The sequence below is a fragment of the Chryseobacterium sp. NRRL B-14798 genome, assembly GCF_050470705.1.
GTDB lineage: Bacteria > Bacteroidota > Bacteroidia > Flavobacteriales > Weeksellaceae > Chryseobacterium > Chryseobacterium cupriresistens.
Genome location: NZ_JBFLUL010000005.1, coordinates 631,484 through 656,190, shown reverse-complemented (window position 1 = coordinate 656,190; position 24,707 = coordinate 631,484). Strand labels below are relative to the sequence as shown.

Annotated in this window: 25 protein-coding genes; 19 read left to right on the top strand and 6 right to left on the bottom strand. The window is 34.5% G+C overall.

The features are described from left to right. The first annotated feature begins 98 nt into the window (after positions 1-98). The 3 genes from AB1278_RS03340 (at position 99) to AB1278_RS03330 (ending at position 2,392) form a co-directional block, all read left to right on the top strand. Entirely contained in the window at positions 99-623 is a 525-nt protein-coding gene (locus AB1278_RS03340) for a biopolymer transporter ExbD (RefSeq protein ID WP_227943349.1), read from the top strand. Positions 624-731: 108 nt separating this feature from the next. Continuing rightward, the gene (locus AB1278_RS03335) at positions 732-1,514 is read left to right on the top strand and encodes an alpha/beta fold hydrolase (protein ID WP_343643373.1); all 783 of its coding nucleotides are present in this window, start codon (positions 732-734) and stop codon (positions 1,512-1,514) included. Positions 1,515-1,585: 71 nt separating this feature from the next. Then, positions 1,586-2,392, top strand: coding sequence for a patatin-like phospholipase family protein (locus AB1278_RS03330; protein ID WP_062675737.1), 807 nt, complete (start codon positions 1,586-1,588; stop codon positions 2,390-2,392). A gap of 33 nt (positions 2,393-2,425) precedes the next feature. Here AB1278_RS03330 and AB1278_RS03325 read toward each other — a convergent pair whose 3' ends face one another. Beyond that, complete coding sequence (locus AB1278_RS03325; RefSeq protein WP_110011456.1) at positions 2,426-3,430, bottom strand: DHH family phosphoesterase; 1,005 nt, start codon at positions 3,428-3,430, stop codon at positions 2,426-2,428. A gap of 236 nt (positions 3,431-3,666) precedes the next feature. Here AB1278_RS03325 and rpmH point away from each other — a divergent pair, with 236 nt between their 5' ends. Together rpmH and AB1278_RS03315 are read left to right on the top strand one after the other, a co-directional pair. Next, entirely contained in the window at positions 3,667-3,825 is a 159-nt protein-coding gene (rpmH, locus tag AB1278_RS03320) for a 50S ribosomal protein L34 (protein ID WP_002976260.1), read from the top strand. Positions 3,826-3,978: 153 nt separating this feature from the next. Next, positions 3,979-4,689: a cell division ATP-binding protein FtsE gene (locus tag AB1278_RS03315; RefSeq protein ID WP_076594903.1), complete on the top strand. Its 711-nt coding sequence runs from the start codon at positions 3,979-3,981 to the stop codon at positions 4,687-4,689. 58 nt (positions 4,690-4,747) lie between these two features. On the opposite strand, the gene AB1278_RS03310 is transcribed toward AB1278_RS03315, so the two are convergent. Genes AB1278_RS03310 through AB1278_RS03300 form a run of 3 tightly spaced genes read right to left on the bottom strand, consistent with a single transcriptional unit; the run spans position 4,748 to position 7,480 of the window. Then, positions 4,748-5,440, bottom strand: a complete 693-nt coding sequence (locus tag AB1278_RS03310) for a tRNA1(Val) (adenine(37)-N6)-methyltransferase (protein WP_202841564.1) — start codon at positions 5,438-5,440, stop codon at positions 4,748-4,750. Next, complete coding sequence (locus AB1278_RS03305) at positions 5,440-6,894, bottom strand: sensor histidine kinase (protein ID WP_227943343.1); 1,455 nt, start codon at positions 6,892-6,894, stop codon at positions 5,440-5,442. Before AB1278_RS03305 ends, AB1278_RS03310 begins: the two co-directional genes overlap by 1 nt. Position 6,895: 1 nt before the next feature. Further along, positions 6,896-7,480, bottom strand: a complete 585-nt coding sequence (locus AB1278_RS03300) for a riboflavin synthase (protein WP_110011459.1) — start codon at positions 7,478-7,480, stop codon at positions 6,896-6,898. Between the two features lie 48 nt (positions 7,481-7,528). Here AB1278_RS03300 and pdxA point away from each other — a divergent pair, with 48 nt between their 5' ends. The 13 genes from pdxA to AB1278_RS03235 all read left to right on the top strand — a co-directional run bounded on the left by pdxA (position 7,529) and on the right by AB1278_RS03235 (position 20,359). Next, on the top strand, positions 7,529-8,620 hold the full coding sequence (pdxA, locus tag AB1278_RS03295; RefSeq protein WP_202841566.1) for a 4-hydroxythreonine-4-phosphate dehydrogenase PdxA: 1,092 nt from the start codon (positions 7,529-7,531) through the stop codon (positions 8,618-8,620). 84 nt (positions 8,621-8,704) lie between these two features. Further along, a complete protein-coding gene (locus AB1278_RS03290) occupies positions 8,705-9,235 on the top strand; it encodes a YceD family protein (RefSeq protein ID WP_429812411.1) in 531 nt (176 codons plus the stop codon). Positions 9,236-9,302: 67 nt separating this feature from the next. Beyond that, positions 9,303-9,506: a 50S ribosomal protein L32 gene (gene rpmF, locus AB1278_RS03285; RefSeq protein WP_002976251.1), complete on the top strand. Its 204-nt coding sequence runs from the start codon at positions 9,303-9,305 to the stop codon at positions 9,504-9,506. Between the two features lie 127 nt (positions 9,507-9,633). After that, complete coding sequence (gene accB, locus AB1278_RS03280) at positions 9,634-10,116, top strand: acetyl-CoA carboxylase biotin carboxyl carrier protein (RefSeq protein WP_047385964.1); 483 nt, start codon at positions 9,634-9,636, stop codon at positions 10,114-10,116. A gap of 83 nt (positions 10,117-10,199) precedes the next feature. Beyond that, the gene (accC, locus tag AB1278_RS03275) at positions 10,200-11,555 is read left to right on the top strand and encodes an acetyl-CoA carboxylase biotin carboxylase subunit (protein WP_110011462.1); all 1,356 of its coding nucleotides are present in this window, start codon (positions 10,200-10,202) and stop codon (positions 11,553-11,555) included. A 128-nt stretch (positions 11,556-11,683) separates the two neighbouring features. Further along, complete coding sequence (locus AB1278_RS03270; protein WP_238349655.1) at positions 11,684-12,256, top strand: Crp/Fnr family transcriptional regulator; 573 nt, start codon at positions 11,684-11,686, stop codon at positions 12,254-12,256. Positions 12,257-12,334: 78 nt separating this feature from the next. Continuing rightward, entirely contained in the window at positions 12,335-13,468 is a 1,134-nt protein-coding gene (locus AB1278_RS03265; RefSeq protein ID WP_202841568.1) for an FAD-dependent oxidoreductase, read from the top strand. A gap of 284 nt (positions 13,469-13,752) precedes the next feature. Continuing rightward, a complete protein-coding gene (rocD, locus tag AB1278_RS03260; protein WP_395971811.1) occupies positions 13,753-15,000 on the top strand; it encodes an ornithine--oxo-acid transaminase in 1,248 nt (415 codons plus the stop codon). 398 nt (positions 15,001-15,398) lie between these two features. Next, positions 15,399-16,145 (top strand): glycosyltransferase family 2 protein, encoded by a 747-nt coding sequence (locus AB1278_RS03255; protein WP_202844176.1) that lies wholly within the window; start codon positions 15,399-15,401, stop codon positions 16,143-16,145. A gap of 4 nt (positions 16,146-16,149) precedes the next feature. Continuing rightward, complete coding sequence (locus AB1278_RS03250; protein ID WP_110011465.1) at positions 16,150-17,136, top strand: glycosyltransferase family protein; 987 nt, start codon at positions 16,150-16,152, stop codon at positions 17,134-17,136. Positions 17,137-17,139: 3 nt separating this feature from the next. Next, positions 17,140-18,327: a glycosyltransferase family 4 protein gene (locus AB1278_RS03245; protein ID WP_395971813.1), complete on the top strand. Its 1,188-nt coding sequence runs from the start codon at positions 17,140-17,142 to the stop codon at positions 18,325-18,327. Between the two features lie 6 nt (positions 18,328-18,333). Then, on the top strand, positions 18,334-19,377 hold the full coding sequence (locus tag AB1278_RS03240; RefSeq protein ID WP_395971815.1) for a glycosyltransferase family 2 protein: 1,044 nt from the start codon (positions 18,334-18,336) through the stop codon (positions 19,375-19,377). Positions 19,378-19,381: 4 nt separating this feature from the next. Then, positions 19,382-20,359, top strand: coding sequence for a hypothetical protein (locus AB1278_RS03235; protein WP_202841574.1), 978 nt, complete (start codon positions 19,382-19,384; stop codon positions 20,357-20,359). 33 nt (positions 20,360-20,392) lie between these two features. On the opposite strand, the gene AB1278_RS03230 is transcribed toward AB1278_RS03235, so the two are convergent. After that, positions 20,393-22,459, bottom strand: a complete 2,067-nt coding sequence (locus AB1278_RS03230; RefSeq protein WP_202841575.1) for a glycosyltransferase — start codon at positions 22,457-22,459, stop codon at positions 20,393-20,395. A gap of 245 nt (positions 22,460-22,704) precedes the next feature. Here AB1278_RS03230 and AB1278_RS03225 point away from each other — a divergent pair, with 245 nt between their 5' ends. Beyond that, complete coding sequence (locus tag AB1278_RS03225) at positions 22,705-23,754, top strand: glycosyltransferase (protein WP_110011470.1); 1,050 nt, start codon at positions 22,705-22,707, stop codon at positions 23,752-23,754. A gap of 110 nt (positions 23,755-23,864) precedes the next feature. On the opposite strand, the gene AB1278_RS03220 is transcribed toward AB1278_RS03225, so the two are convergent. Beyond that, positions 23,865-24,635 (bottom strand): hypothetical protein, encoded by a 771-nt coding sequence (locus AB1278_RS03220; protein WP_202841576.1) that lies wholly within the window; start codon positions 24,633-24,635, stop codon positions 23,865-23,867. Positions 24,636-24,707 lie beyond the last annotated feature (72 nt).

The following is a 24,707-nucleotide window of genomic DNA, read 5'->3' as shown; positions in this document are numbered from 1 at the left end:
CAATAGATTCATGAATCTATAAAGTTTTTAATAATCAAGGCATATGTTTTGTATGAATTCTTCAAAAAAATATAGTCTAACATTTAAAAACTTTAATCATGGCAGAAGTAATTGCACAAGAAAAACAAGGCGGAAAGCAAAAGAAAAAAATGATCCGCGTGGACATGACTCCTATGGTAGATCTGGGATTCCTACTCATCACTTTCTTCATGTTCACCACCAATTTTACAAAACCGAACGTAATGGACCTGGGACTCCCTGCAAAAGATCCAAATCCCAGTTCTATTGATACTCCGGTAATTGGAGATCAAAACCAGATTACCTTTATTCTTGGAAAAGACAACCGCGTATTTTATCATCAGAGCAATCAGAAAGATCTGAATACAGGAAACCTGAAAGAAACAGATTTCAGTGGAATAAAAATTTCAAAGATCATTGCTGAAGCGTATAAAAATGCTCCGGCACCTGATAAATTCACAGTGATTGTAAAACCAACAGACGAAGCCAATTACAAGAATTTTGTAGATATGCTGGACAACCTTGCTATTTCTAAAAAGGAAAGATATGGGGTTACAGATATCAAGCCCTGGGAAACAAAGGTTTACAAGGAATTAACTCAATAAAAGACAAGGGCATTTTTTTAATGCTCTTTTTTTTAACTAAATTTGAAAGGAGAAACGGATCTGCAGATAACCTGCTGTATTATTTTTAACCTTCTAAATTTTGGAATCATGCTGAACTTTGAAAGAAAAGGAAACGGAAAAGAAACATTGGTACTTCTTCACGGATTTATGGAAAATCTATCCATCTGGAGTGATATGGAACATCACCTTTCCAAAGATTTTTCACTGCTCAAAATTGACCTTCCCGGCCATGGACAGTCTGAAATTCTGGCTGAAGTTCACACCATGGAATTGATGGCTGAAGAAGTAAAAAAAGTATTGGATGATCAGCATTTAGAAAAAATACATCTTCTGGGACATTCTATGGGAGGATATACATCTCTCGCTTTTGCAGAGAAGTATCCTGATTCTTTAAAAAGTCTTACATTATTTTTCTCTACGTATTTTCCGGATGATGAAGAGAAAAAACAGCAGCGGATCAAAAGCTACAGAATCATCAAAGATGCTTTCGCCCACTATGCAAGAGCCGGAGTTCCCAATTTATTCAATCCAAACGAAAGGGATATCCTGGAAGGAAAAATAGAAACCGCTCTTGAAACAGCCCTTTCCACCAACAATCTGGGAGCACTTGCCTGTGTAAAAGGTATGGTGGAAAGAACCGACAAAAAGCATGTGCTGGAAAACCTGGAAGCTAAAATCTTAGTACTGGCGGGTAAACATGATAATGCGGTAAAAACGGATATGATGATCAAACATCTTCCGGACAGAACGAATATCAAATCTTATATCCTGGACTGCGGACACAACGGTCATTGGGAAAAGCCAGGAATCTGCGCAGAAATCATCAATACAGAACTTCTTCACAATCTTCCTAAAAAACTGGTTTTATAAAAGAGGTTACCTGACAAATTAAGCTGTGCATAACAAAAAATCCTGTATATTAGTAGAGGATAATTTGGGTAATGGCTTTATTTTCATTCAAAAAAAAGAAACCACCGGCACCACCGGTTATCGGACTTACACTTTCAGGCGGAGGAATGCGTGGGATTGCTCATATTGCCGTACTGAAAGCTTTGGAAGAATACAATCTGAAACCACACATTATTTCAGGAACCAGCGCAGGATCCATCATTGGTGCTTTTTATTCTTTTGGAAAAACGCCGGAAGAGATGATGGAAATTGTCAAGCAAACTTCTTTTTTTTCCAGGTCATCTTTAAAATTATCCAAAAACGGAATCTTCAGTTCCAATTTTATTTTAAAACTGTTCAAAGATTATTTCCCTGAAGACAATTTCGGTATTTTAAAAATTCCGGTGTATGTAGCCGCAACGGAAATGACTCATGGCATTGTAGATTTCTTTTCTGAAGGAGAGCTTTTTGGACCATTACTGGCTTCCTCAAGCGTTCCTTTTATTCTTCCACCGGTAAGAATTGGTGAGAAAATTTATGTGGATGGCGGCGTTCTGGATAATCTTCCCATTGAGCCTATCATGGATAAATGTAATTTTCTGATTGCCTCTCATGTCAATTCCATCAGCTATGATGAGTTAAGCAAGATGAGCCTGATGAAAGAATTCGACAGAATCCTTCACTTAGCGATCGCAAAGTCGGTCTATTCTAAAGCAAAATACTGCAATATTTTTCTTGATCCGCCCAAAATGACGAAATACAGTCTTTTCAACAAAAGATATATGGATGAAATGTTTCAGCAAGTGTATGATTATACCTGCCAGGAGCTTGAAGAAAAGGGGTTTCGTAGAAGTATTTAGAAGTTAATCAGAAAAATTTACAGATTTTTGCCTCTATAAACCTTCCTCTTTTACTTTTTCTTTGAAGTTGACGATCGTTCCCGCTAAAGAATCTAAAGATTTCCCTCCGGCTGCATTAATATGCCCGCCACCATTGAAATATTTTCTTGAGAATTGGTTCACATCCACATCATCTTTACTTCTGAAAGAAATTTTAACGAAGTCTTCGTACAGATCTTCCATAAAGAATGCTGACATTTTCACTCCGGCAATACTCAAACCATAATTCACAAAACCTTCTGTATCTCCTTTCTGGAAACCAAATTCTTTCAGTTCGTTTCTTGTCAGGCTTAAAACCGCTACGGTTCCGTCATTCACCACTTCTATTCTTCCAAGAACCAAAGCAAGCAAATGCAGGCGGGAAACCGTATTGGTATCCCATGTATTGGAAGTAATCATGGCAGGGTCTGCACCGTGTTCAATAAGATTAGCAATAATCCTGTGGGTAGTAGCACTGGTAGAACGAAAACGGAAACCTCCTGTATCCGTCATGATTCCGGTATAAAGACATTCCGCCATATCCTGGTTCACCAGCTTTTCATCCTCCATTGCTTCAATGAAATGATAAATCATCTGTGAAGTGGCAGGAATGACTGTATCAGAATACACAAAATCAAATTGTTCCGGTTGTTGGTGATGATCAATAAGGATTTTCTTCCCCGGAGCTTTTACCAGCCAGTCTCCTAATAATCCTATTCTTGACGGAGAATTAAAATCCAGGCAGAAAATAACATCTGCTCCCGCAATCAAATCCGCAGCCAGTTTTCTTTTATATTCTGCAATAATAACTTTTTTAGATTCCGGCATCCATTTCAGAAATTTCGGAAAATCATTGGGTACGATAACCTCCGCATGAATTCCTTTTGCTTTCAGATAATGTTTTAATCCAAGGCTTGAACCAATAGCATCTCCATCCGGGTTATAATGGGTAAGGATCACTATTCTGCTATCCTGGGTAAGTAATGTATTGATATCTAAAAGTTCTGCTGGTGTAAACATCCGGTGTTTATTTTTCGTTAAAATTAAAGTTTTCAAAGATAGAGCTTTTATATAAATCATTTAAATATTATTTTTGTACCGGAAAAATGGTTTTGTGATGAGGGTTTGTTAATACCCTACCAAAAAACATTACATTTAATTTTAAAAAAAGATAATTAAAGTTTGTAACTTATAAAAATTTATATATCTTTGCAACCTGAAAATTAATAGATTAATTACGATTTAAACATATAGTAATGAGTAAAAGAACATTCCAGCCATCAGAAAGAAAGAGAAGAAACAAACACGGTTTCAGAGAAAGAATGTCTACGCCAAATGGAAGAAGAGTTTTGGCTGCGAGAAGAGCTAAAGGCAGAAAGAGATTAACTGTAAGTGCTGCACGCGCTAAGAGATAATTTCTAATTATCATATACAAAACATGCTTGAGAAGATCCTTTTCAGGCATTTTTTGTTGTTAAAATTTACTAAAATTTAGGCTACATCAACATCTTTTTTCTATTTTTAGAAGTTGAAATATTTTTATAAGAAACAGCCTTTAAAATTAAATTATGCCACATACCAATATCTCCGGAGACAATATTATAAGTTTGCAGCACGCGAAGATTGCGCAAAAAAATTTCACTGTTCTTTCTGATGTAAATCTTAACATTAAAAAAGGTAGATTCTGCTACCTTATCGGAAAAACAGGTTCCGGAAAAAGCTCCCTTCTGAAAACGCTTTATGGACACATTCCATTGGCATCAGGACATGGGGCTGTTGTAGGATTTGATCTGGCAAAACTAAAGCCGTCTGATATCCCTAATTTAAGAAGAAAACTGGGAATTGTATTCCAGGATTTCCAGCTGCTTTCAGACAGAACGGTTGAGAAAAACCTGAAGTTCGTTCTTGAAGCAACAGGATGGAATGATAAAGTAAAAATGGAAGACCGTATCAACGAGGTGTTGGGAAGCGTGAACATGAAAAGCAAGAAGCACAAAATGCCTCACGAACTTTCCGGAGGGGAACAGCAGCGTATTGCCATCGCAAGAGCCCTTCTGAATCACCCGGATCTTATCTTAGCCGATGAGCCAACAGGAAACCTTGACCCTGAGACTTCCAACGAAATTATGACGCTATTAAAGCAGGTTGCCCTTGAAAATGGAGCTGCTGTAGTAATGGCAACACATGATTACCACATGATTCAGAACTTCCCTGGTGAAGCCATCAGATGTGAAGACGGAAAAGTTTCTGTATTGGATACTTCAGAATTATTTGAATAAGAATAAAAAATAAGAAGGTCAGAAATAACTAACTTCTAAAATCTAATTTCTAGCTTCTTTACTTAAAAACATGAAACTCTTTCGTGAGTTCAAGATATTGGTCCGAGTATTGTCTCGGACTTTTTTCTATAATAAAATCAGATTCGTTGATTTCTTTTTCTTGTAACGAAAACTCCAGAATCAATCTTTTTGCCTTTGCATTTTCAATTCCTCTGATATTCACTTTTCTGTTCAGATGCAGGTTATTTTCTTTACCAATTGAAATCAAAACTTCCCCTGCTTCCACAGGTATGATTACAGAAAATATCCCTTTTTCTGACAATAATTCTGCCGCCTTACTGATCAACTGCATGAAGTTCAATTCTACGGTCTGACGTGCAACCTTATCTTTTTCAGATCCTGATTCTTCAAAATACGGAGGATTGGACACAATAAGATCAAACCGGTCTTCCGTTTCAAAAGTTTTAAAGTCCTGATGACTGTTTTTCAACCTGGCATGAAAAGGAGAATTTTCAAAATTGAGCTGGGTAAGTTTTGCTGCCTCTTCATTAATATCTAATCCCAAAAAGCCGGCCTGAAGATTTCTTTGCGCCAGCATAAGAGAAATTAGTCCCGTACCTGTTCCTACTTCCAAAACACTGGAAGCATTTTCAACATTTGCCAAAGCTCCAAGCAGAACACCGTCTGTTCCTACACGGAAGACATCTTTAGACTGCTGAATTTGAAATTGTTTAAATGTAAATGGCTTCACTATAAATTGGTAGGCAGTGTAATAATGAATGTAGATCCCTTCCCTACTTCTGATTTTACAGAGATCTCACCTTTATAATCCTCAATCATTTTTCTCACCATAGACAGACCAAGCCCCATTCCACTGCTTTTAGAAGTAAAATTCGGCTCAAAGATTCTTTCGTACATATTTTCAGGAATCCCGACTCCGTTATCCTGAACAGAGATAATGACTCTTCTCTGGTGCTGTTCGACATCTACATTGATGATCAGTTTTCTCTTATCACTTTCTGCCTGCTTTGCGTTGGTAACAAGGTTTGTGATAATTCTGGAAAGATAAATCCTGTCCATATTGATCATAATATTCGTCTTGTTGGCATGCATGAAAATACTGTCATCGTTGAATACACGGAGAATATCTTCAACTTCGGTATTCAGATTGATCACTTCATTATTCTTTTCAGGAAGTTTCGCAAATTCTGAGAATGCTGAAGCTACGGTAGCAATCAGATCAATCTGATCAACAATAGTTTTACTCATTTGCTTTACTCTTTCTCTGATATTCGGGTCTTCAGGATCAAATTTTCTTTCAAAATTCTGAATCGTCAGCTTCATTGGCGTCAGCGGATTTTTCACCTCATGAGCCACCTGCTTGGCCATCTCTCTCCATGCTTCTTCGGATGCTTTGAATCTAAGTCTTTCTTTCTGGTCCTGAATCTGTAGAATCATTCTGTTATAAGCTCTGGCCAAAGCATTAAGCTCATCATTCTTATAATATCTGATAGGGCGCATTTCGTTTTCAAACAAGGTAATACGGGTAATCATATCAGAGAATTTCGTAATGGTTTTCGCCAGGCTATTAGAAGTCACCCAACTGATCCAGATACTGAAAAGAATAAGGAAGATATCTACTAAAAGAATATATTTTACATACTGATGAAGAACTTCAAGATAAGCAGATTCATTATGGTATAAAGGAATATAAACAATTCCGATAGGCTCAAGTTCATTGTTTTTCAGCAAAAGATAGGAAGAGGTAAGCTTTGCATCCTTAGCTGCATCATAATTCACCATATCTACTCTTGCATCAGTAGACAGAATCTTATTGATGATTTCTATAGGAATTGTTTTCTGCTCAATTAATCCTTCGTCTTTGTTGGAAAGCAAATAGTTTCCTTTCAGATCATAAATAAAAATGTCATGCTGGTTGATATCCGCTATCTCGAAGATTTTATTCCCCAAAACCTCCGGAAGATCTTTTGTCTCAATAAGTTTCTGGCTTACCGCATAGTCCAGATATCGCATTACAGCATTGGTTTTATCCTGCATATCGATATTACTCTGCTGTAAAGAATGATTTCTCAATACAAAGTAAGGAACAAGTGATGTAGCAACCACACTTAAAAAACATACCAGCAGGAAACCGAAAAACACACGATTCCTTAAGCTATATCCTTTATACTTATTTATTGACATTCTACTTTTTAATTAACCTAGCAATATACTTACCAATGATATCAAATTCCAGGTTTACTTTGTCACCAATTTTCAAATGTTTCATATTCGTAAATTCCCAGGTATAAGGAATAATAGCTACGGAAAACTGATTATCTTCACTTTTAGCAACAGTAAGACTGATTCCGTTTACAGTAATGGATCCCTGAGGTACCGTTACAAAACTTCCGTCATTATCATACTTCATAGTAATAAAATAACTTCCGTCTTTATTTTCGATACTCACCACTTCACCGGTTTTATCAACATGTCCCTGAACAATATGACCATCCAGTCTTCCATCCATTTTCATACAGCGTTCAAGGTTGACAACGGTTCCCAATTCCCATTTTCCAAGGTTGGTTTTTTCCAATGTTTCATTGATTGCCGTCACCACATAATGATTGTCTTTTATTTCAACAACTGTAAGACAACAGCCGTTGTGCGCAAGGCTTTGATCAATTTTCAGTTCATTTGTAAAAGGGCAAGTCAGGGTAAAATCTATATTGCTTCCTTTTTCTTCAATCTTCTCAATAACACCAACTGCTTCAATAATTCCTGTGAACATATTATTTTTTGCTAAATTTGTAAATTATAATCTTCAAAGATAATCAAAATGAGCCCAAAAAACCATAAAGTACGAGTAGGAATTTCAATCGGTGATTTCAACGGCATCGGCCCGGAGATCATTATGAAGTCTCTGAAAGACAAAACTATTACAGATTTTTTCACACCTGTAATTTTTGGGTCGGGAAAATTATTCACTTATCAGAAAAATATTTTTAAGCTGAATATTAATTTCAACTATGTTAATGAACCTTCGCAGGCACAGGCAGGGAAACTCAATATGGTGAACCTTACCAAAGAAAACGTGAATGTAGAACTGGGAGTTCCTACCGAAGAATCTACAAAGATGGCAATTGATTCTCTGGAAGCAGCTACTGAAGCTTTAATGAAAGGAGACATTGACGTTCTGGTAACCGCTCCGATCAACAAGGATGAAATGGTAAAGATGGGTTTCAAACATGCAGGACACACAGGATATTTTGAAGAGAAATTCAATAAAAAAGGACTAATGTTCCTTGTTACCGAAGATCTTAAAGTGGCTGTTTCAACTCATCATATCCCTATTGCAAAGGTGGCTGAAAATATTTCCAAGGAAAAAATAAAGAAACAGATCCGAGTTTTAAACCAGACGCTGATAGAAGATTTCTGTATTCAAAAGCCTAAAATTGCAGTGCTGGGATTAAATCCTCACGCAGGAGATGGCGGTGTTATCGGAAATGAAGAAATCGAGATCATCAGCCCAGCTATTAAAGAACTTTCTGACAACGGAATACTGGCATTCGGACCTTTTCCTGCAGACAGTTTCTTCCAGCCGGGCAAATACAAAAATTTCGATGCTGTTTTAGCGATGTATCACGACCAGGGGCTGGCTCCTTTTAAAACATTAGCGTATGAAGAAGGAGTAAATTATACGGCAGGACTTCCTTTCATCAGAACATCTCCGGATCATGGAGTTGCTTATGATATTGCAGGAAAAAATATGGCTGATGAACAAAGTTTTACAGAAGCGATCTTCACTGCTATTAAGGTTTTCAAAAACAGAAGTGAATACAGCGAACTGATGAGCAACCGCCTGCAGCCTAGAAAAATGGCTGTAGACAACGGAATAGATGAAGATCTGCCGGAGGAAACTGAAGCATAAATCTTTAAAACAAATTTTAAATTAATTTGTTTCAGATTTTATTTGTTATTATAAAAAAAATGCATATTTTTGCACACTCATTTTATGGACAAGTTAAGAAACTATGACGTAAGCTTTTCCGGACTTAAAAACGGAAAACACGAGTTCAAGTTTGAGATAGATAAAACGTTCTTTCAATTATTTGACACTGAGCAGGAATTTACAAATCCTAGAATAGAAGTGAATGTATCGCTTGATAAACACACTACTTTTCTAGAATTTGAGATTAAAATTAATGGATTAGTTGAATTGGTTTGTGATATCACCAATGAAAATTTTGACTATCCTATTGAGAATGAAATCAAAATTTTGGTGAATTTCGGGGAAGAATATGATGACAGCAATGAAGATGTGATTACCATTCCTACCGGAGAGCATGTTTTCAATGTAGCACATTTGATTTATGAAAATGTAATGCTTTCTATCCCGATGAAAAAGATTTCACCGAATGTAAGTGATGAAGATCTTAAAATTCTTGACCAGTTCAGTCCTAAAGATATTGAGGTAACTGAAGAAGAAGAACATGAAAGTGACCCAAGATGGGATGCTTTAAGAAAATTAAAAGACAATAATTAAATAGAATAATTTAAATATGATGAGATGATGAATCTCATCGCTCATCAATTAAAAAAGTTATTAGAAAATGGCACATCCAAAGAGAAGACAGTCGTCTACAAGAAGAGATAAGAGAAGAACTCACTACAAAGCTGTAGTTCCTCAATTAGCTAAAGATGCAACAACAGGAGAGCTTCACCTATACCACAGAGCTCACTGGCATGAAGGAAAATTATACTACAGAGGTAAAGTAGTATTGGAAAAAGAAGTAGCTGCTACTGAAGAAAACTAAGAGTCGCTTTTCGCTGAAAAAGCCTCATTTTAATACAAAAACCGCCCAATTTTGATAAAATTTGGCGGTTTTTTGTTGTTTTTTACGTTTTTTTGGTATCTTTGGCATCAAATCAAATATCAAATTTATGGACATTAAAGACATACAAAATCTTATCAAGTTTGTATCTAAGGCTGAAGTTTCAGAAGTGAAGTACAAAACTAAAGATTTCGAAATCACTATTAAAACTCCATTAGCTGGAAGCGATGCTGTTTATGCACAGCCTGCAGTATATCACACTGCACCGCAAGCGGTAGCTGCTCCGGCACCTGTTGCAACTCCGGCTGCTCCTGCTGCTGAGAAAGCTGAAGCTGCATCTGATGACAGCAAATATGTAACAATCAAATCTCCAATGATTGGTACTTTCTATAGAAAACCATCTCCTGATAAAGATGTATTTGTTAATGTAGGTGACGAAGTTTCTGTTGGTAAAGTAGTTTGTGTTATTGAAGCAATGAAGCTATTCAACCAGATTGAATCTGAAATCAGCGGAAAAATTGTTAAAATTTTAGTTGACGACGCTACGCCTGTAGAGTATGACCAACCTTTATTCTTAGTAGATCCATCTTAATTAAATATTGATTAATGATGATTGATGATTGATTATAAAATCAATTTCAAATTTCAAATTTTCAAATTTCAAATCGTATTAAGATGTTCAAAAAAATATTAATAGCCAATCGTGGCGAAATTGCAATGCGTATTTTACGTACTTGTAAAGAAATGGGGATCAAAACCGTTGCAGTATACTCTACTGCTGACAAAGACAGTCTTCACGTAAGATTTGCTGATGAAGCAGTATGTATTGGTCCTGCAATGAGTAAAGACTCCTATCTTAAAATCCCTAACATTATTGCTGCAGCGGAAATTACCAATGCTGACGCTATTCACCCAGGTTACGGATTTTTATCTGAAAATGCTAACTTCTCAAGAATCTGCCAGAAGAACGGTATCAAATTTATTGGTGCTTCTCCTGAACAGATTGAAAAAATGGGAGATAAAGCAAACGCTAAGGCTACTATGAAAGCAGCAGGTGTACCTTGCGTACCAGGTTCTGACGGATTGATCGAATCTTATGAACACGCTGTAAAGATAGCTGAAGAAACAGGATATCCGGTAATGATCAAAGCTACTGCAGGTGGTGGTGGAAAAGGAATGAGAGCTGTATGGAAAGCTGAAGACCTTAAAGATCACTGGGAATCTGCTATTCAGGAAGCTGTAGCTGCCTTTGGAAATGGAGGTATGTATATGGAAAAACTGATTGAAGAGCCAAGACACATCGAAATTCAGGTTGCTGGTGACCAATTCGGAAAAGCGTGCCACCTTTCTGAAAGAGACTGTTCTGTACAGAGAAGAAATCAGAAATTAACTGAAGAAACACCTTCTCCTTTCATGACAGACGAACTGCGTGAGAAAATGGGGGAAGCTGCTGTAAAAGCTGCGGAATTCATTGGATATGAAGGGGTAGGAACAATCGAATTCCTTGTAGACAAGCACAGAAATTTCTATTTCATGGAAATGAATACAAGAATCCAGGTAGAACACCCTATTACTGAACAGGTAATTGATTATGACCTGATCAGAGAACAAATTCTTCTTGCTGCTGGAACTCCTATTTCAGGAATTAACTATTATCCTAAATTACATTCAATCGAATGTAGAATCAACGCAGAAGACCCTTACGCAGACTTCAGACCGTCTCCGGGGAAAATCACAGGATTAAATATCCCTGGAGGACACGGAATCAGAGTAGACACTCACGTGTATTCCGGATATACAATTCCTTCCAACTATGATTCAATGATTGCTAAGCTTATTACTACGGCTCAGACCCGTGAGGAAGCCATTGCAAAAATGAGACGGGCTCTTGAAGAATTCTATATTGAAGGAGTAAAAACAACGATTCCTTTCCACAGACAGCTGATGGATAATGAAGATTATCTTTCAGGGAACTATACTACAAAATTCATGGAAGATTTTGTAATGGATAGAAAATACGATAATCACTAAAAAGAATTATCATTCATATAAAAAGAAGGCGTCCAAAAAGGCGCCTTCTTTAGTTTTATACTCTATTTCGTTCTAATAAAACAGGAAAAATTATTTTTGTAGTATCAATTAAAACCAACATAGGAGCGATGACATCAGCAATACAGGAGAAATTAGCAAAGACACTTCAGATTTCTATGGTGCGTGCGAAGGAATTTTTGGATATTTGCTATATCGTAACTTATGATAAAAGCAAAATGATAGAACCTAAAAATGGAGTATTTGATCGTTTAGGAATCATTTTGAATGGCGCTGTCCGGATTTATTACATCAATGAAAAAGGCGAAGATATCAGCTATCTTTTACAGGTGAATAATGACGTAATTGGTGATTACGCAAGCTATATTACCGGAAAAAAATCAATCGCTGTTATACAGGCTCTTCTAAAAACTGAAGTTTTATATTTTGATAAAAAAGCTGTTGGGATGTTAATTCAGAAAGATATTTTCTGGCTTGGGCTGGCAAAACGCATATCGGATTTAGCTTTTCTGGATGCAAAACAAAGGCTTGACGAACTGTTTTTTTATACACCGGAAGAACGCTATCTCAATCTTTTGAAAAAGTCACCCGAAATTCTGAACAAAATTCCACAGAAATATATTTCTTCATATTTAGGAATTACGCCACAATCGCTGAGCAGAATCCGGAAAAGAATTTGCTAATTTCAGAAAATTAACTTAAGTGAACGTTTTTGGTTTTTCCAGCCATTAATTTTGCCTCATAATATAAATGCAATCACAATGAAAATAGCAATTATCGGTGGCGGAATTGGTGGTTTGACAACAGCTTTAGCCTTACAAAAAAATAATCTGGACGTTACCGTTTACGAAAGTGCACCCGAAATAAAGCCTGTGGGCGCCGGAATCATTATGGCTAATAATGCCATGCAGATTTTTGACAAACTAAGCATTCGCCACAAAATCGAAATGGCAGGTCATAAAATTTCAACTATTAACATTACTAATCCACAGCTCAAAACCTTATCGGATGTACAATTAAATACATTCGAAAGTAAATACGGAGTAAGCAATATTGCCATTCATCGTGCCGATTTACAAATGATTCTGGCTGAAGAAATTGGTTTTGAAAACATTAAACTTTCTAAACGTTTATCCAAAATCGAACAGGAAAACGGTTATCAACTCACTTTTGAAGACGGAACTATCGCTAATGCAGATGCTGTTATTGGAGCAGATGGAATTAAATCAGTAGTACGTCGTCAAATTTTAAATATTGGAAAACTCAGATCTTCCAAGCAAAAATGCTGGCGTGGCGTCATCGAATCTGATTGGACAGAAAAATATAATCACCATGTTTATGAAGCCTGGGGAAAAGGCAGGCGCTTCGGCTTCGTGAAAATTAGTGATAACAAAGTTTACTGGTACGCTGTGGTTAACGAGCACCTGGTTAAAAATCCCAATAATCTTGCTGAGCTTTTTGCTGAATTTAATCCCGAAATTCTCAGCATGATTTCCGAAACACCCAAAGAGAAAATATTTGTCAGTGACATTATCGATTTAGAACCGATTTACCAATGGCAAAAAGACCGTGTTTGCCTGATTGGTGATGCAGCCCATGCAACAACACCTAATATGGGACAAGGTGCATGCCAGGCCATTGAAGATGCATACATCATTGGAAAGCTTTTTGGTGAAGGTAAAAAGGTGGATGAAGCTTTCACTCAATACGAAAAACTGCGCATGAAAAAAGCACATTATATCGTCAATACAAGCGCTGCTATTGGTAAAATTTCTCATTATGAAAACAGTGCGGCAGTTTGGCTCCGTAATACTTTATTAAAGGCAACCCCTAGAACTACTAACGAAAGACAAATGGAAAAAGTTTTTGATATTTCGTACAATAGTAATTTATAAGATAAACCCCAATCAAAAGCTGTTTAGGGAACAGCATTTAAAAATATTATAGCCCTGATAGAACAGCAAATCAATACCGGAATGATTAAAATGTAGAATAATCTTCTCAGTATAAATTTCTTATTCTTAAAGATAGAATACCTGCAACTGTTATCCGTTAAGAAAATATTTTCCATTAGGGATTCATTTTCCCTCAAAATATACTCTAATCACAGCCTTATACTCAATTCTATTTTTGTTTATGGGTATCATTAATATTGTGTAAATTTGTAAAAAACAACAATATGTCAACAGCAGAACAAACAAAAAACTCACAGTATTTTATTGACCTTGAAGACAAACATGGAGCGCACAACTATCACCCCCTTCCAGTAGTTCTGGATCGCGGAGAAGGTGTTTTCGTCTGGGATGTGGAGGGCAAAAGGTACTATGATTTTCTTTCAGCATATTCTGCTGTAAACCAAGGACATTCTCATCCTAAAATTGTTGGAGCACTGGTAGAGCAGGCACAAAAGCTGGCTTTAACTTCAAGAGCATTCTACAACTCCAAATTAGGAGAATATGAACAGAAAATAACCACTCTTTTTGGATTTGACAAGGTTTTACCAATGAATTCCGGAGCTGAAGCTGTGGAAACAGCGGTAAAATTAGCCAGAAAATGGAGTTATGAAGTAAAAGGAATTGCAGAAAATGCAGCGAAAATTATCGTTTGCGAAAACAATTTCCATGGAAGAACAACAACAATTGTTTCTTTCTCTAATGATCCTGATGCCAACCAGAATTACGGACCTTTTACACCAGGATTTATCAAAATTCCTTATAACGATATCACTGCATTGGAAGAAGTATTAAGCAGAGAAGCCGGAAATATTGCTGCGTTCTTAGTAGAACCAATTCAGGGAGAGGCCGGAGTGTATGTTCCTGATGAAAACTTCCTTAAAAATGCTTCTGAAATATGTAAAAAATATAATGTCCTTTTCATTGCTGATGAAGTTCAGACAGGTATTGCAAGAACAGGAAAACTGATTGCCTGCCACCATGAAGATGTACAACCGGATATCCTGATCTTAGGGAAAGCACTTTCCGGAGGTATGTATCCCGTATCTGCTGTTTTAGCGAATGACAACATTATGAATGTTATCAAACCGGGACAGCATGGCTCCACGTTCGGAGGAAACCCTATTGCGTGTGCCGTAGCAGTAGCCGCATTGGATGTAGTAGCTGACGAAAAACTGTCTGAAAGAGCAGAAGAATTAGGAAAGCTTTTCAGAGCTGAAATAGAGAAGCTTATTGAAAAGACAAACCTTATTACCAAAGTAAGAGGAAAAGGCCTTTTAAACGCTATTCTGATCAATGATACACCTGATAGCTCTACCGCATGGAATCTTTGCCTGCAGCTGAAAGAAAACGGATTGCTGGCAAAACCTACACATGGTAACATTATCAGACTTGCACCACCATTGGTCATTACTGAAGAACAATTGCTGGATTGCGTGAAGATTATTGAAAAGACTATTCTCGAGTATAAATAAACTGATATTCATCGGATATTTTAATATGATCAACACTATTTGAACTGTTGATTTCCGGAAAAGATTAATGGGTATGGTAGTTAAAAACCATACCCTTAATGTATCTCATCAATACATGTATTTCCCTAGACATACCGTCAGCAATGACTTCAAAAAAGCATAAAAAAATCATATTTTTTCACTTTTTAAAAATTTAGGAATTGTATTTGCTATATACATCCGAATACAATAATGTATATTCTTCAAAGGCGGCATTTTTTCGAAATTTGCATAATAGAGATAAATGACAAAGATTGGTCTATAAAATTCAAATTTAGACTTATCTTTGAAAGATTAAAACTATTTAGAATGACCTTAAGAGAGATAGTACATATTTCCTTATTAAACAAAACGTTGTGATGAATATAAGTGGTTTAATCATAACATATAATGAAGAAAAAAATATACAGGATGTCCTTGAGTCTTTTGATTTTTGTGATGAAATAATTGTGGTAGACTCTTTTAGTACGGATAAAACTGTAGAAATTGCAAAGAAATTCCCCCATGTAAAAGTGATTCAGAATAAATTTGAGGACTTTACAAAGCAGAGAAATTTAGCTCTTGATCATGCAACCAACGACTGGGTATTATTTTTGGATGGTGATGAAAGAATTACTCCGGCCCTGCAGCAGGAAATTATCGGTGAGCTGAACAAACCCGGGCAAAAGGATGCCTATTATTTTTACAGGAAATTCTTTTTTGCCCAAAAACCGATTCACTTTTCAGGAACACAGTCTGATAAAAACTTCAGGCTATTCAGAAAATCGAAGGCCAGATATATGGCGGGAAAAAAGGTACATGAAACTCTGGAGGTTAACGGAACCATCGGTATTTTAAAAAATAAATTACTCCACTACTCCGTTTCAGATTATGAATCTTATAGAAAAAAGATGATTCATTACGGAGTTTTAAAGGGGAAGGAACTGGCTGCAAAAGGGAAAAAGTACAGTGTTTTGGTTCAATATCTTAAAACAGCTTTTAAATTCTTTAAGGCCTATATAATGAGACTGGGTATTTTAGACGGAAAAGAAGGCTATCAATTATCTTATCTGCAGTCTTTAAGCGTTTATGAAACCTATGAATCATTAAAAAAAGAGCAAAATTAGTTAAATGAAGATTTGTATCATTAGTTATGATTTTTGGGATTATGATAAGTATATTGTTGAGACATTATGCAAAAGAGATATTGATGCTCATCATATAAAGATCAGTAGCGTTACTCATTCCAACTTCAATGAAAGAGCTGTAAATGCTTTAAGCAAAACTTTTTTAAATAAAAATCTCAAGACTGAAAAAAGACAGAAATATGTTCTGGATTCTCTGGAACAATTAGGCCATCAGGATCAGATTCTGGTGATGAATCCGGATACATTTGATCTTTCTACTCTCAAAAAAATTAGAAAATATACAGATCGTCTGTTGACCTATCTTTATGATAATCTTGAAAGAGTTCCTGTAGAAGATAAGCTGTATCTTTTTGACAAAGTATTCTCATTCGACTATGTTGACGTCAAAAAGCACGGGTTCGAAAAGTTAACAAACTATATTTATCTTCCCCATTGTTCACAGGAAATCCAACAGCCTGAAATGGATCTTTTCTATATTACATCTTATGATAACAGAAGAGTTTCATTAATAAAATTACTGGCTAAAAAGCTGATTGAACAGGGATTAAAATTCCAGATTATGATCATTGGTAAAAAATCCTGGAAGCATCAGCTGACCAATATTTTCATGACGGTACCGAAAAATCTTTTTCTGATTTTCAGTATCAAAAAAATTCCGCATAACGATCTTCCAAAGTATTATAAAAACTCTAAAGTTTTACTGGACCTTATGCGTGAAGGGCAATACGGGCTCAGCTTCAGGGTTTTTGAAGCCATGGCTCTGGATAAGAAAATCATTACTGATAACGAAGCCATTAAAACCTATGACTTTTACAATCCCAATAATATTTTGATTTTAAACAAAAATATTAGTAATCTTGACAAATCTTTTTTTGAAACACCCTACGAGAAAATTCCGGAAGAAATCTATTACAGATACACTTTGGATAGTTGGGTGAATAAAGTTTTTGAACTTGATACTAAAAACTGACAAATGGGAATCTTAAAAAAAATAAAAAAGCACTTCGAAAGAAAAGAAAAACTTAAATATCTTCAGTCTAAGGATATCGTCAACATTAATCTGTATGATGCTTCCCAAAAAACGATCCTGTTTGCATCAAGAGATTTCCCAGCCCATGATAAAGAATCCGGGGCTAACAGACTGAAAGAACTTATACTTATTTACAAAGAATTAGGATACAACTGCATTATATTCGCTCCTCATATGTTTGAAGACGATTCTTATGTGAAGTTTTATCAGCAGCGCAATGTTATCGTTTACATAGAGAACACTAAGTACAGGAATATCTATGATTTCCTGTCTTCTTTTAAAAAGATAGATTACGTTTGGTTCAACGGGCCTCTGGCTCTGAATCTTTTTTATGAAAAAATGAAAGCCGTTTTATCTTCTGCCAAATTTATTTATGATATGGTAGACATTCATTTTTTAAGGTTTAAAAGAGCCATAGAACTGGAACCTACCCGTATTTCATTAAAGAAGAATTATAAACATTTTTTCCGTCTGGAAACAGCTGTTGCACCACAACTGGATTATATCATTGCCATATCTGATAAGGAGAAAGCAATTATGAGCCAGTATGCAGATAAAAATAAGATCATTACAGTATCTAATATTCATTATCCCAAAATTGATATTTCTGAAAGAAAACGTTTCAGTGAAAGCAAAGGAATTACCTTCATCGGATCTATCCACGAGCCAAATATTGATGCGGTAAAGTTTCTCTATGAAAAAATAATGCCTATCGTCTGGAAAACCAATCCTGAGCTGGAAGTAAGCATCATCGGGAATGTTGCTGAAAAACTTGATCTTAAACTATTTCCTAAGTTTAAATTTTTAGGCTTTGTGGAAAGCATTGAAGAGCATTTTATGAATTCCAGAATTATGGTGGCGCCTTTAAGATTTGGAGCGGGTGTAAAAGGGAAAATCGGACAGGCATTCGAATATTTCTTGCCTGTAATCACAACAGATATCGGAGCGGAAGGAATGAGCCTCACCAACCATAAAAATGTATTGATAGCGAATGATGAAAATAGTTTTGCTCAGGCAATTCTTCAATTAAGTAATGATGAAGAGCTTTGGAATACATTAAGTCAAAATTCTATTGACAGTCTGAAACCATTTTCCATTGATTCCGTAAGTTCTACTTTGAAAAAAATTTAATTAAGAATGGATAATTCTTTATTTTTAATCAGCATTATTGTTCCATGCTACAACGCTTCTTATTATGTAAAAGAAGTACTCGAAAGTATACAGAGCCAAACTCATTACAATATTGAATGTATTATTATTAATGATGGTAGTACAGATAATACTCTTGAAATTATCAATTGTTTTTCAGACGAAAGATTCCATGTATACAACCAGAAAAACAAAGGTCTTTCCGATACTCGAAATTTCGGGTTGGAAAAAGCCTCCGGAGATTTTATTTTTTTCTGTGACAGTGATGATCTTCTTCCTTCTAATGCCTTGGAATCACTCATATCCGAGTATACAGGTAAAGAGGATATTATTGTGGGAAAAACATCAACCTATTCATGGGAAGAGAAACGAAACGTTTCATTCTTACCTCAGCCTAAAGAAAAACAACGCTTAGAAAATAAAAATACGGAAGTCCTGCTTAAAAATATAGCGGAAGGCTTAAGTCCAATTGCTCAGAATAAATTATATAAGTCTTCATTTTTAAAAGAAAATAATCTCACCTTTTTAAGTGGAATTTATCACGAAGATGAATTATGGTTCTTTGAAACGATGTTCCAGGCAAAGAATGTTGTCTTTATTCCTGATATTACTTATTTCTACACTATCGACAATGCACAGTCCATCACTAAAAAGAACAGTGATAAAAATCTTTTAGGATATCTGAGTGTTATTCAAACGATATATAACAACTACTATTTACAATATCCTGAACAAAGCAATATTGCCTATTATATTGCCTATTTAAAGAAAATTATTATTGGAAATTACAAACATCATTCAAATTATTCCAATACAGCAATTCATAAGATGGAAACGGTATTCAAAGAAGTTAATCCTAAATTCAATGATAATATTTCATTGAAAAGTATTGAGAAAAAATATTTCCGGTATATTAATACCCTCAGTTTAAAAGATGCTGAGACCATAAAAAAAGAATATTTTAATAATCCCGTCAACAGTCTCAGAAAATACTACAAAATATTAATATTCAGTATACTTAACTTAAATTAAAAAAGTGAAAAAAAGAAAATTTCTTTTGGTAATGCCTGACTATTCCGATTTTCCAAAGCTATTTTTAGAGAACTTGGAGAAGGAAGGTTTTGAACCCTATTTAATCACAGACAATGTTTCAGGATTTAAATACAAGGGCTGTGAAAGCATAAAAAATTTTTTCATTAAAAATATTCTTAGAAATAAAGAGTATAAACAATATCTTATTCAAAAGCATTTTCTCGATGAGCTGAATAAAAACCTTTCTGCCATTACGGAAGAATTGGATTATGTCCTGGTGATTCGTCCGGATAATTTCCCAATTTCATTTATAAAGAATCTAAAAAGTAAAACCCAAAGATTAATTGCTTATCAATGGGATGGTATTGAAAAATTTCCAGAGATCAGAAACTATTTCAATTTATTTGATATCTTCTTTTGTTTTGAAAGAGTAGAATCTCAGCCCAATATTCAACCTATTACTAATTTTTATTTTGATCACCTTCCTTCTTCTGAAAAAAAATATAATGCAGAAAAGCCTAAGCTTTACTTTGTAGGTTTATATTGGAAAAGCCGTGAAGAAAAAATTAACCGATTTATTGATGAAGTCTCAGGTTTATCTATTGAACTTTCTATTTTCATTCAATATTTTCAGGAACCTGAAACGAAAAATGATAAAATACAATATATTCAAAACAGAATTAGTTTCCGAGAAAATCTGGATCTTGTTAAAAGTTCAGACATTCTTTTGGATTTTGTTGATCCATTACACAACGGACTTTCCATTCGTTTCTTTGAAGGAATATACTATAAGAAAAAAGTAATTACGGATAATGTGACGGTTAAAAAATACGATTTTTACCATCCTGATAATATCTTTGTTGTGGAAAATAATAATTATAAAAATATTGAACAGTTTCTAAAAAAACCTTATTTTACATTATCAGATGACATTGTAAAAAAATATGGTTTCAGTAATTGGATCAAAAAAATCATAACATAAAAAATAAGCTTTATTGATAAAAGCTTTCTTTATTTAATCTTTAAATCCTAAATAATTTATAATATTATTGATATTCTTTTCCTGTTGCCCAACTGAGAACTTAGCAAGTGGTAGTGCGCTGTTACTATGAAGAGTTTTCCACAAATTTTCATCGTAATATAGTTCCAATATCTTATTTGCGAAATGCTGCGGATCTTCATTGGAAACAAGGGCTGTTTTTCGATCTTCCAGATCCATTCCTTCCGCCCCAATTGATGTAGTGACTACAGGCAATCCAAACTCCAGAGCCTGCCCTATCTTTCCTTTCACTCCAGCTCCATATCGTAGAGGAGCAACAAATATTCTCGAATTTTCAAACCAGTAATCTACACTCTTCTGATAACCTAATATCTGAAACTTCTCAGAATTATATTTTCCTTTAATCTCTTCAGGAAAATGTGGTCCTAAAATATATACTTTAATAGAATCGTCTTTGGCCCAAACTAAAGGCATTATATCTTCATACAAAAACTTGACGGCATCCATATTGGGCATGTGATAGAAACCTCCAATGAATAAAACACCTTCCCGAACAGAATAATCCATATCTCTGCATTCTACAGGTTCATGAATATTACTAACAGTAAAGATCTTTTCATTTTTGATCCCTTGGCCCGAGACAATTTTCTTTTCTTCATCACTGATGGAAATAACCACATCTGACTTTTGCATTCCAAAATATTCCTTTTCCTTAAAGAATCTCATCTCTTTTTTACGGGACTTTGTCACTTCAATATATTTGTTTTCTCTCTCCATTCTTAGATAATGAAGATCGACCATATCATAAATAATCTTCTTTCCGGAGATATCATTTTTAATTTTCCCATACCAAAAATCAAATCCAATCGGTCTGAAAATCCAAACAATATCTACATAATGAAGAGCTTCTTTCACTTGATCCAAAACTTTTACAATTTTGTTCTGAGCATTTACATAGTCTTTACAAACTTCTACACCAATGCTCCGAAAAAAATCAACGTAGATATCATCCTCTTGGTTGGGTTGCTGAATCCCTAAAATAACTCTATGATTATTTTTTTGCAGAATCTTTACAATTTCAAGAAACCTTCTTGAGCCAGAATCCTTATCAGGTTGTGGCATACGTTCCTCCAGAATAAGAATATTGGGCTTTTTATAAAATCTATTAATATTATTTCTTCCTTCATTATCCAGAAATCTTGAATCAGTAAAATACGAATCCCATCTATTCATAAAGACAGTTCTGTTTTTCTGAAGCAAAAGTTCCTTTCCATTATCTTTTCCAGTATAAGAAACATTTTCAAAATGAACAATTTCCGATTTAGGCTGATAATAAATATCCAGCTTCTGCTCATATTTCAAGCGTTGGCATAGATCTGTTTCTTCATAATAGGCAGGTAAAAAAGCTTCATCCAAAAGATTAAGTTTTCCATCAGTATCAGTTCTATGTAATAACAAACTACATCCTGAACAATAATCTACTTTTCTTAAAAAGTTATATTTTGGAGTATCAATAGCTTCACCTCTTCCTAGATTAACAATTTCGGTATTATTAAAAATAAGACAGCCCGCCTCTTGCAATGTATTGTCTGAAAATACCATTTTAGAGCCAACTGCACCTACATTTTTATTGTTCTTAAAAACCTCCAACAGACTGGATAAATAGTTTTCCTGAACTTCTACGTCATTGTTCAACAAATAAATATATCTTCCTCTTGCCTTCCGAATTCCTTTATTTATATTTCTTAAAAATCCTAAATTTTCAGTATTATTAATAATTGTAATTCCGGGAACTGTATCCAGATACTTTAAAGTTTCATCTGAGCTGTTATCATTGATAATAATAATTTCTTTTGATACGTCTTTATCATACTGTTCAATTGTATATAAACAATTAAGAGTATATCTGATCTGATTGTAAACAGGAATTATGATAGAAACTTCTGGCTCATTTTCATAAATAAAGCCAAATGTATGTTTTTTAAAAAAGTCGAGTTCAAAATGATTGATCTTTAGTTTTCTCTTATTATTGATAAAATTCCGATCCTTTATTTTATTTTTAAAAAACCTTTTAATTCCCATTTTAAATTTATTATTTTGTCCTGCCTTTTTAGAAAAACAAAATTAAGCATTTATTGTAAACTATGAGAGTAATAAGTTGGTTATCTTTTGTTCCTGGAGTGCAATAAATTCACTTCTGTTTATAAGATTTGATTAATCAACAAAATCATTTAATGCCTAATAAATACCGAAAACTTTAAAGGATATTGATTTCCGTTAATCAAAACATATATGGAAGCATTGTATTCAAAAACAGTAATCTTATTATGAAAAAAAGAAAGATATATTTTGTTTGCCCATCAGTTTCTGTACCTTTTGGGGGTATAAAACAAATTTATAAATATGTAAATATTTTAAACAATCATGGTTATAATGCTACTGTTTTATTAAAAAAAAAGAGAAAAAGAGATAATATATGGTATCGTGACACAAAAATATCTTATCATTATGAACTTTTAAAAAACATAGAAAATAGTAATAACCCTAAAGAACATAAAAATAGTTTTTACGAAAGATTAAAACTGTTCTATAACAATTTATTTTCACATCCCATAGAGAAAGATGCGCTATTTGTTTTTCCGGAAATATATGGAAAATCATTCCATAAAACTATTCCCAATCATCAGTATGTAATACTTAACCAGAATTGCTACTACACCTTTCAGGGGTATGGATTTGATTATAATGAAAAGAATCCTTATTTAGATAAAAATTGTTTAGGAACTATTGTAGCATCAGAAAATGCACAAAAATATTTTAATGTTGTATTTCCTGCTCTTGGTCTATATAGAGTCCGTTTAGGAATTGATACCCATATTTTCAGTTTTGAAAATAAAAAAAAGAAAAAAATTGCTTTTATGCCAAGGAAACTTGCTGAGGATTCTTTACAAGTTATTAATATTTTAAAAGCACGAAAAAAGATGGATGATTGGGAGTTTTTCCCAATTGACAATATGGATGAACAGGAAGTTGCAAAACATTTAAAAGAATCCGTATTTTTTTTAAGCTTCAATCATAGAGAAGGCTTTGGGCTTCCTCCTATAGAAGCTATGTCTTGTGGATGTTTTGTAATCGGTTACTCTGGACAAGGAGGAAAAGAATATTTTAAAGAAGAATTTTCTTGCCTGGTTGAAGAAGGTAACATTATTGATTTTGTTGAAAAAATAGAAAGCCACGCATTAGAATATCATGAGAATCCGACTCTTTTTTCTGAAAAAGGGAAAATAGGGTCACAATTTGTGATGAAAAATTATTCCTTGGAAAATGAAACACAAGATTGGATCAGTACGTGGGAAAAAATAATTTCCCAATGCTAGAGTACGATATTCTTTACAAAAGAAACGCTATATTAGGACGAGACAAACTGCATAAAAAAGCTAACCTTTTCGGCTAGCTTTTTTTATACTTAACTTTTTTTATTAAATTATTATTTTTTATTTGCCCAAACAACACTACCGTTGTTGTTGTAAATCACAATATTTCCATCATTCTGAACTGAAAGTCTTTCAATATTTGATGAGCTTATACCTGTACTGTAAACAGGTTTATGTGAAGAATCATAGACTACCAGATTTCCATCTTCCTGAAAAATAGCGCTTCTTCCACTTCCTGCTGTTGCCGAAGACCAGATATCTTTTTTAGTTCCGTTACTATACATTACCAAATTACCATCTGTCTGGAAAATTAAATAATAGTTATAATTTTCAGAAAATATCTTTTGTCCTTTTACAAATCTAAATCCTTTGTAAATATTACCATTATTATAACTTCCTGTATTAGAACCTCCGTTTCCACCGAAATTGTTTCCGTCAGAACCTCCCTTAGAAGACCACAAAGCATTTCGTCTCCTGTTATAAATTACAAGATTGCCATCATCCTGCATCTCAAGGTTGGCTGCATTCTTGTTGGTGGTGTTTGTACTGAATAAGGGTCTGTTTGAAGAATTATAAACGACAAGATTACCATCTTCCTGAAAAATAGCCCTTGAACCTTCACCAGGAGTCCTGGAACTCCATTCCGGCTGATTCTGGCTATTATAAACTACCAAATTTCCATCATTTTGAAAAATCAGAAAGTGCTGATTATTTCGGGAATAGTACCTTCTATCCTTTACCAAATTAGTGCCAAGTGTAATATTTTGAGCCATTATACAAATTCCTGCCAATAGCCCAAACATTGCTAATAAATGCTTTCTCATAAGTTTATGTTTTTTATTTCCTTATGTAAAGATAAATAATAAAAATCATACTTCTATTTACCCCATCAAAAT

What these genes read in the sequence shown, in the direction of transcription:
- AB1278_RS03265 (WP_202841568.1), top strand. Translation starts at nt 12,335, where the DNA reads ATGAAAATAGCAATTATCGGTGGCGGAATTGGTGGTTTGACAACAGCT.
- accC (WP_110011462.1), top strand. Translation starts at nt 10,200, where the DNA reads ATGTTCAAAAAAATATTAATAGCCAATCGTGGCGAAATTGCAATGCGT.
- AB1278_RS03220 (WP_202841576.1), bottom strand. Translation starts at nt 24,635, where the DNA reads ATGAGAAAGCATTTATTAGCAATGTTTGGGCTATTGGCAGGAATTTGT.
- pdxA (WP_202841566.1), top strand. Translation starts at nt 7,529, where the DNA reads ATGAGCCCAAAAAACCATAAAGTACGAGTAGGAATTTCAATCGGTGAT.
- AB1278_RS03270 (WP_238349655.1), top strand. Translation starts at nt 11,684, where the DNA reads ATGACATCAGCAATACAGGAGAAATTAGCAAAGACACTTCAGATTTCT.
- AB1278_RS03325 (WP_110011456.1), bottom strand. Translation starts at nt 3,430, where the DNA reads ATGTTTACACCAGCAGAACTTTTAGATATCAATACATTACTTACCCAG.
- AB1278_RS03305 (WP_227943343.1), bottom strand. Translation starts at nt 6,894, where the DNA reads ATGTCAATAAATAAGTATAAAGGATATAGCTTAAGGAATCGTGTGTTT.
- AB1278_RS03340 (WP_227943349.1), top strand. Translation starts at nt 99, where the DNA reads ATGGCAGAAGTAATTGCACAAGAAAAACAAGGCGGAAAGCAAAAGAAA.
- AB1278_RS03250 (WP_110011465.1), top strand. Translation starts at nt 16,150, where the DNA reads ATGAAGATTTGTATCATTAGTTATGATTTTTGGGATTATGATAAGTAT.
- rocD (WP_395971811.1), top strand. Translation starts at nt 13,753, where the DNA reads ATGTCAACAGCAGAACAAACAAAAAACTCACAGTATTTTATTGACCTT.
- rpmH (WP_002976260.1), top strand. Translation starts at nt 3,667, where the DNA reads ATGAGTAAAAGAACATTCCAGCCATCAGAAAGAAAGAGAAGAAACAAA.
- AB1278_RS03240 (WP_395971815.1), top strand. Translation starts at nt 18,334, where the DNA reads ATGGATAATTCTTTATTTTTAATCAGCATTATTGTTCCATGCTACAAC.
- AB1278_RS03315 (WP_076594903.1), top strand. Translation starts at nt 3,979, where the DNA reads ATGCCACATACCAATATCTCCGGAGACAATATTATAAGTTTGCAGCAC.
- AB1278_RS03335 (WP_343643373.1), top strand. Translation starts at nt 732, where the DNA reads ATGCTGAACTTTGAAAGAAAAGGAAACGGAAAAGAAACATTGGTACTT.
- accB (WP_047385964.1), top strand. Translation starts at nt 9,634, where the DNA reads ATGGACATTAAAGACATACAAAATCTTATCAAGTTTGTATCTAAGGCT.
- AB1278_RS03255 (WP_202844176.1), top strand. Translation starts at nt 15,399, where the DNA reads ATGAATATAAGTGGTTTAATCATAACATATAATGAAGAAAAAAATATA.
- AB1278_RS03230 (WP_202841575.1), bottom strand. Translation starts at nt 22,459, where the DNA reads ATGGGAATTAAAAGGTTTTTTAAAAATAAAATAAAGGATCGGAATTTT.
- AB1278_RS03290 (WP_429812411.1), top strand. Translation starts at nt 8,705, where the DNA reads ATGGACAAGTTAAGAAACTATGACGTAAGCTTTTCCGGACTTAAAAAC.
- rpmF (WP_002976251.1), top strand. Translation starts at nt 9,303, where the DNA reads ATGGCACATCCAAAGAGAAGACAGTCGTCTACAAGAAGAGATAAGAGA.
- AB1278_RS03245 (WP_395971813.1), top strand. Translation starts at nt 17,140, where the DNA reads ATGGGAATCTTAAAAAAAATAAAAAAGCACTTCGAAAGAAAAGAAAAA.
- AB1278_RS03330 (WP_062675737.1), top strand. Translation starts at nt 1,586, where the DNA reads ATGGCTTTATTTTCATTCAAAAAAAAGAAACCACCGGCACCACCGGTT.
- AB1278_RS03300 (WP_110011459.1), bottom strand. Translation starts at nt 7,480, where the DNA reads ATGTTCACAGGAATTATTGAAGCAGTTGGTGTTATTGAGAAGATTGAA.
- AB1278_RS03225 (WP_110011470.1), top strand. Translation starts at nt 22,705, where the DNA reads ATGAAAAAAAGAAAGATATATTTTGTTTGCCCATCAGTTTCTGTACCT.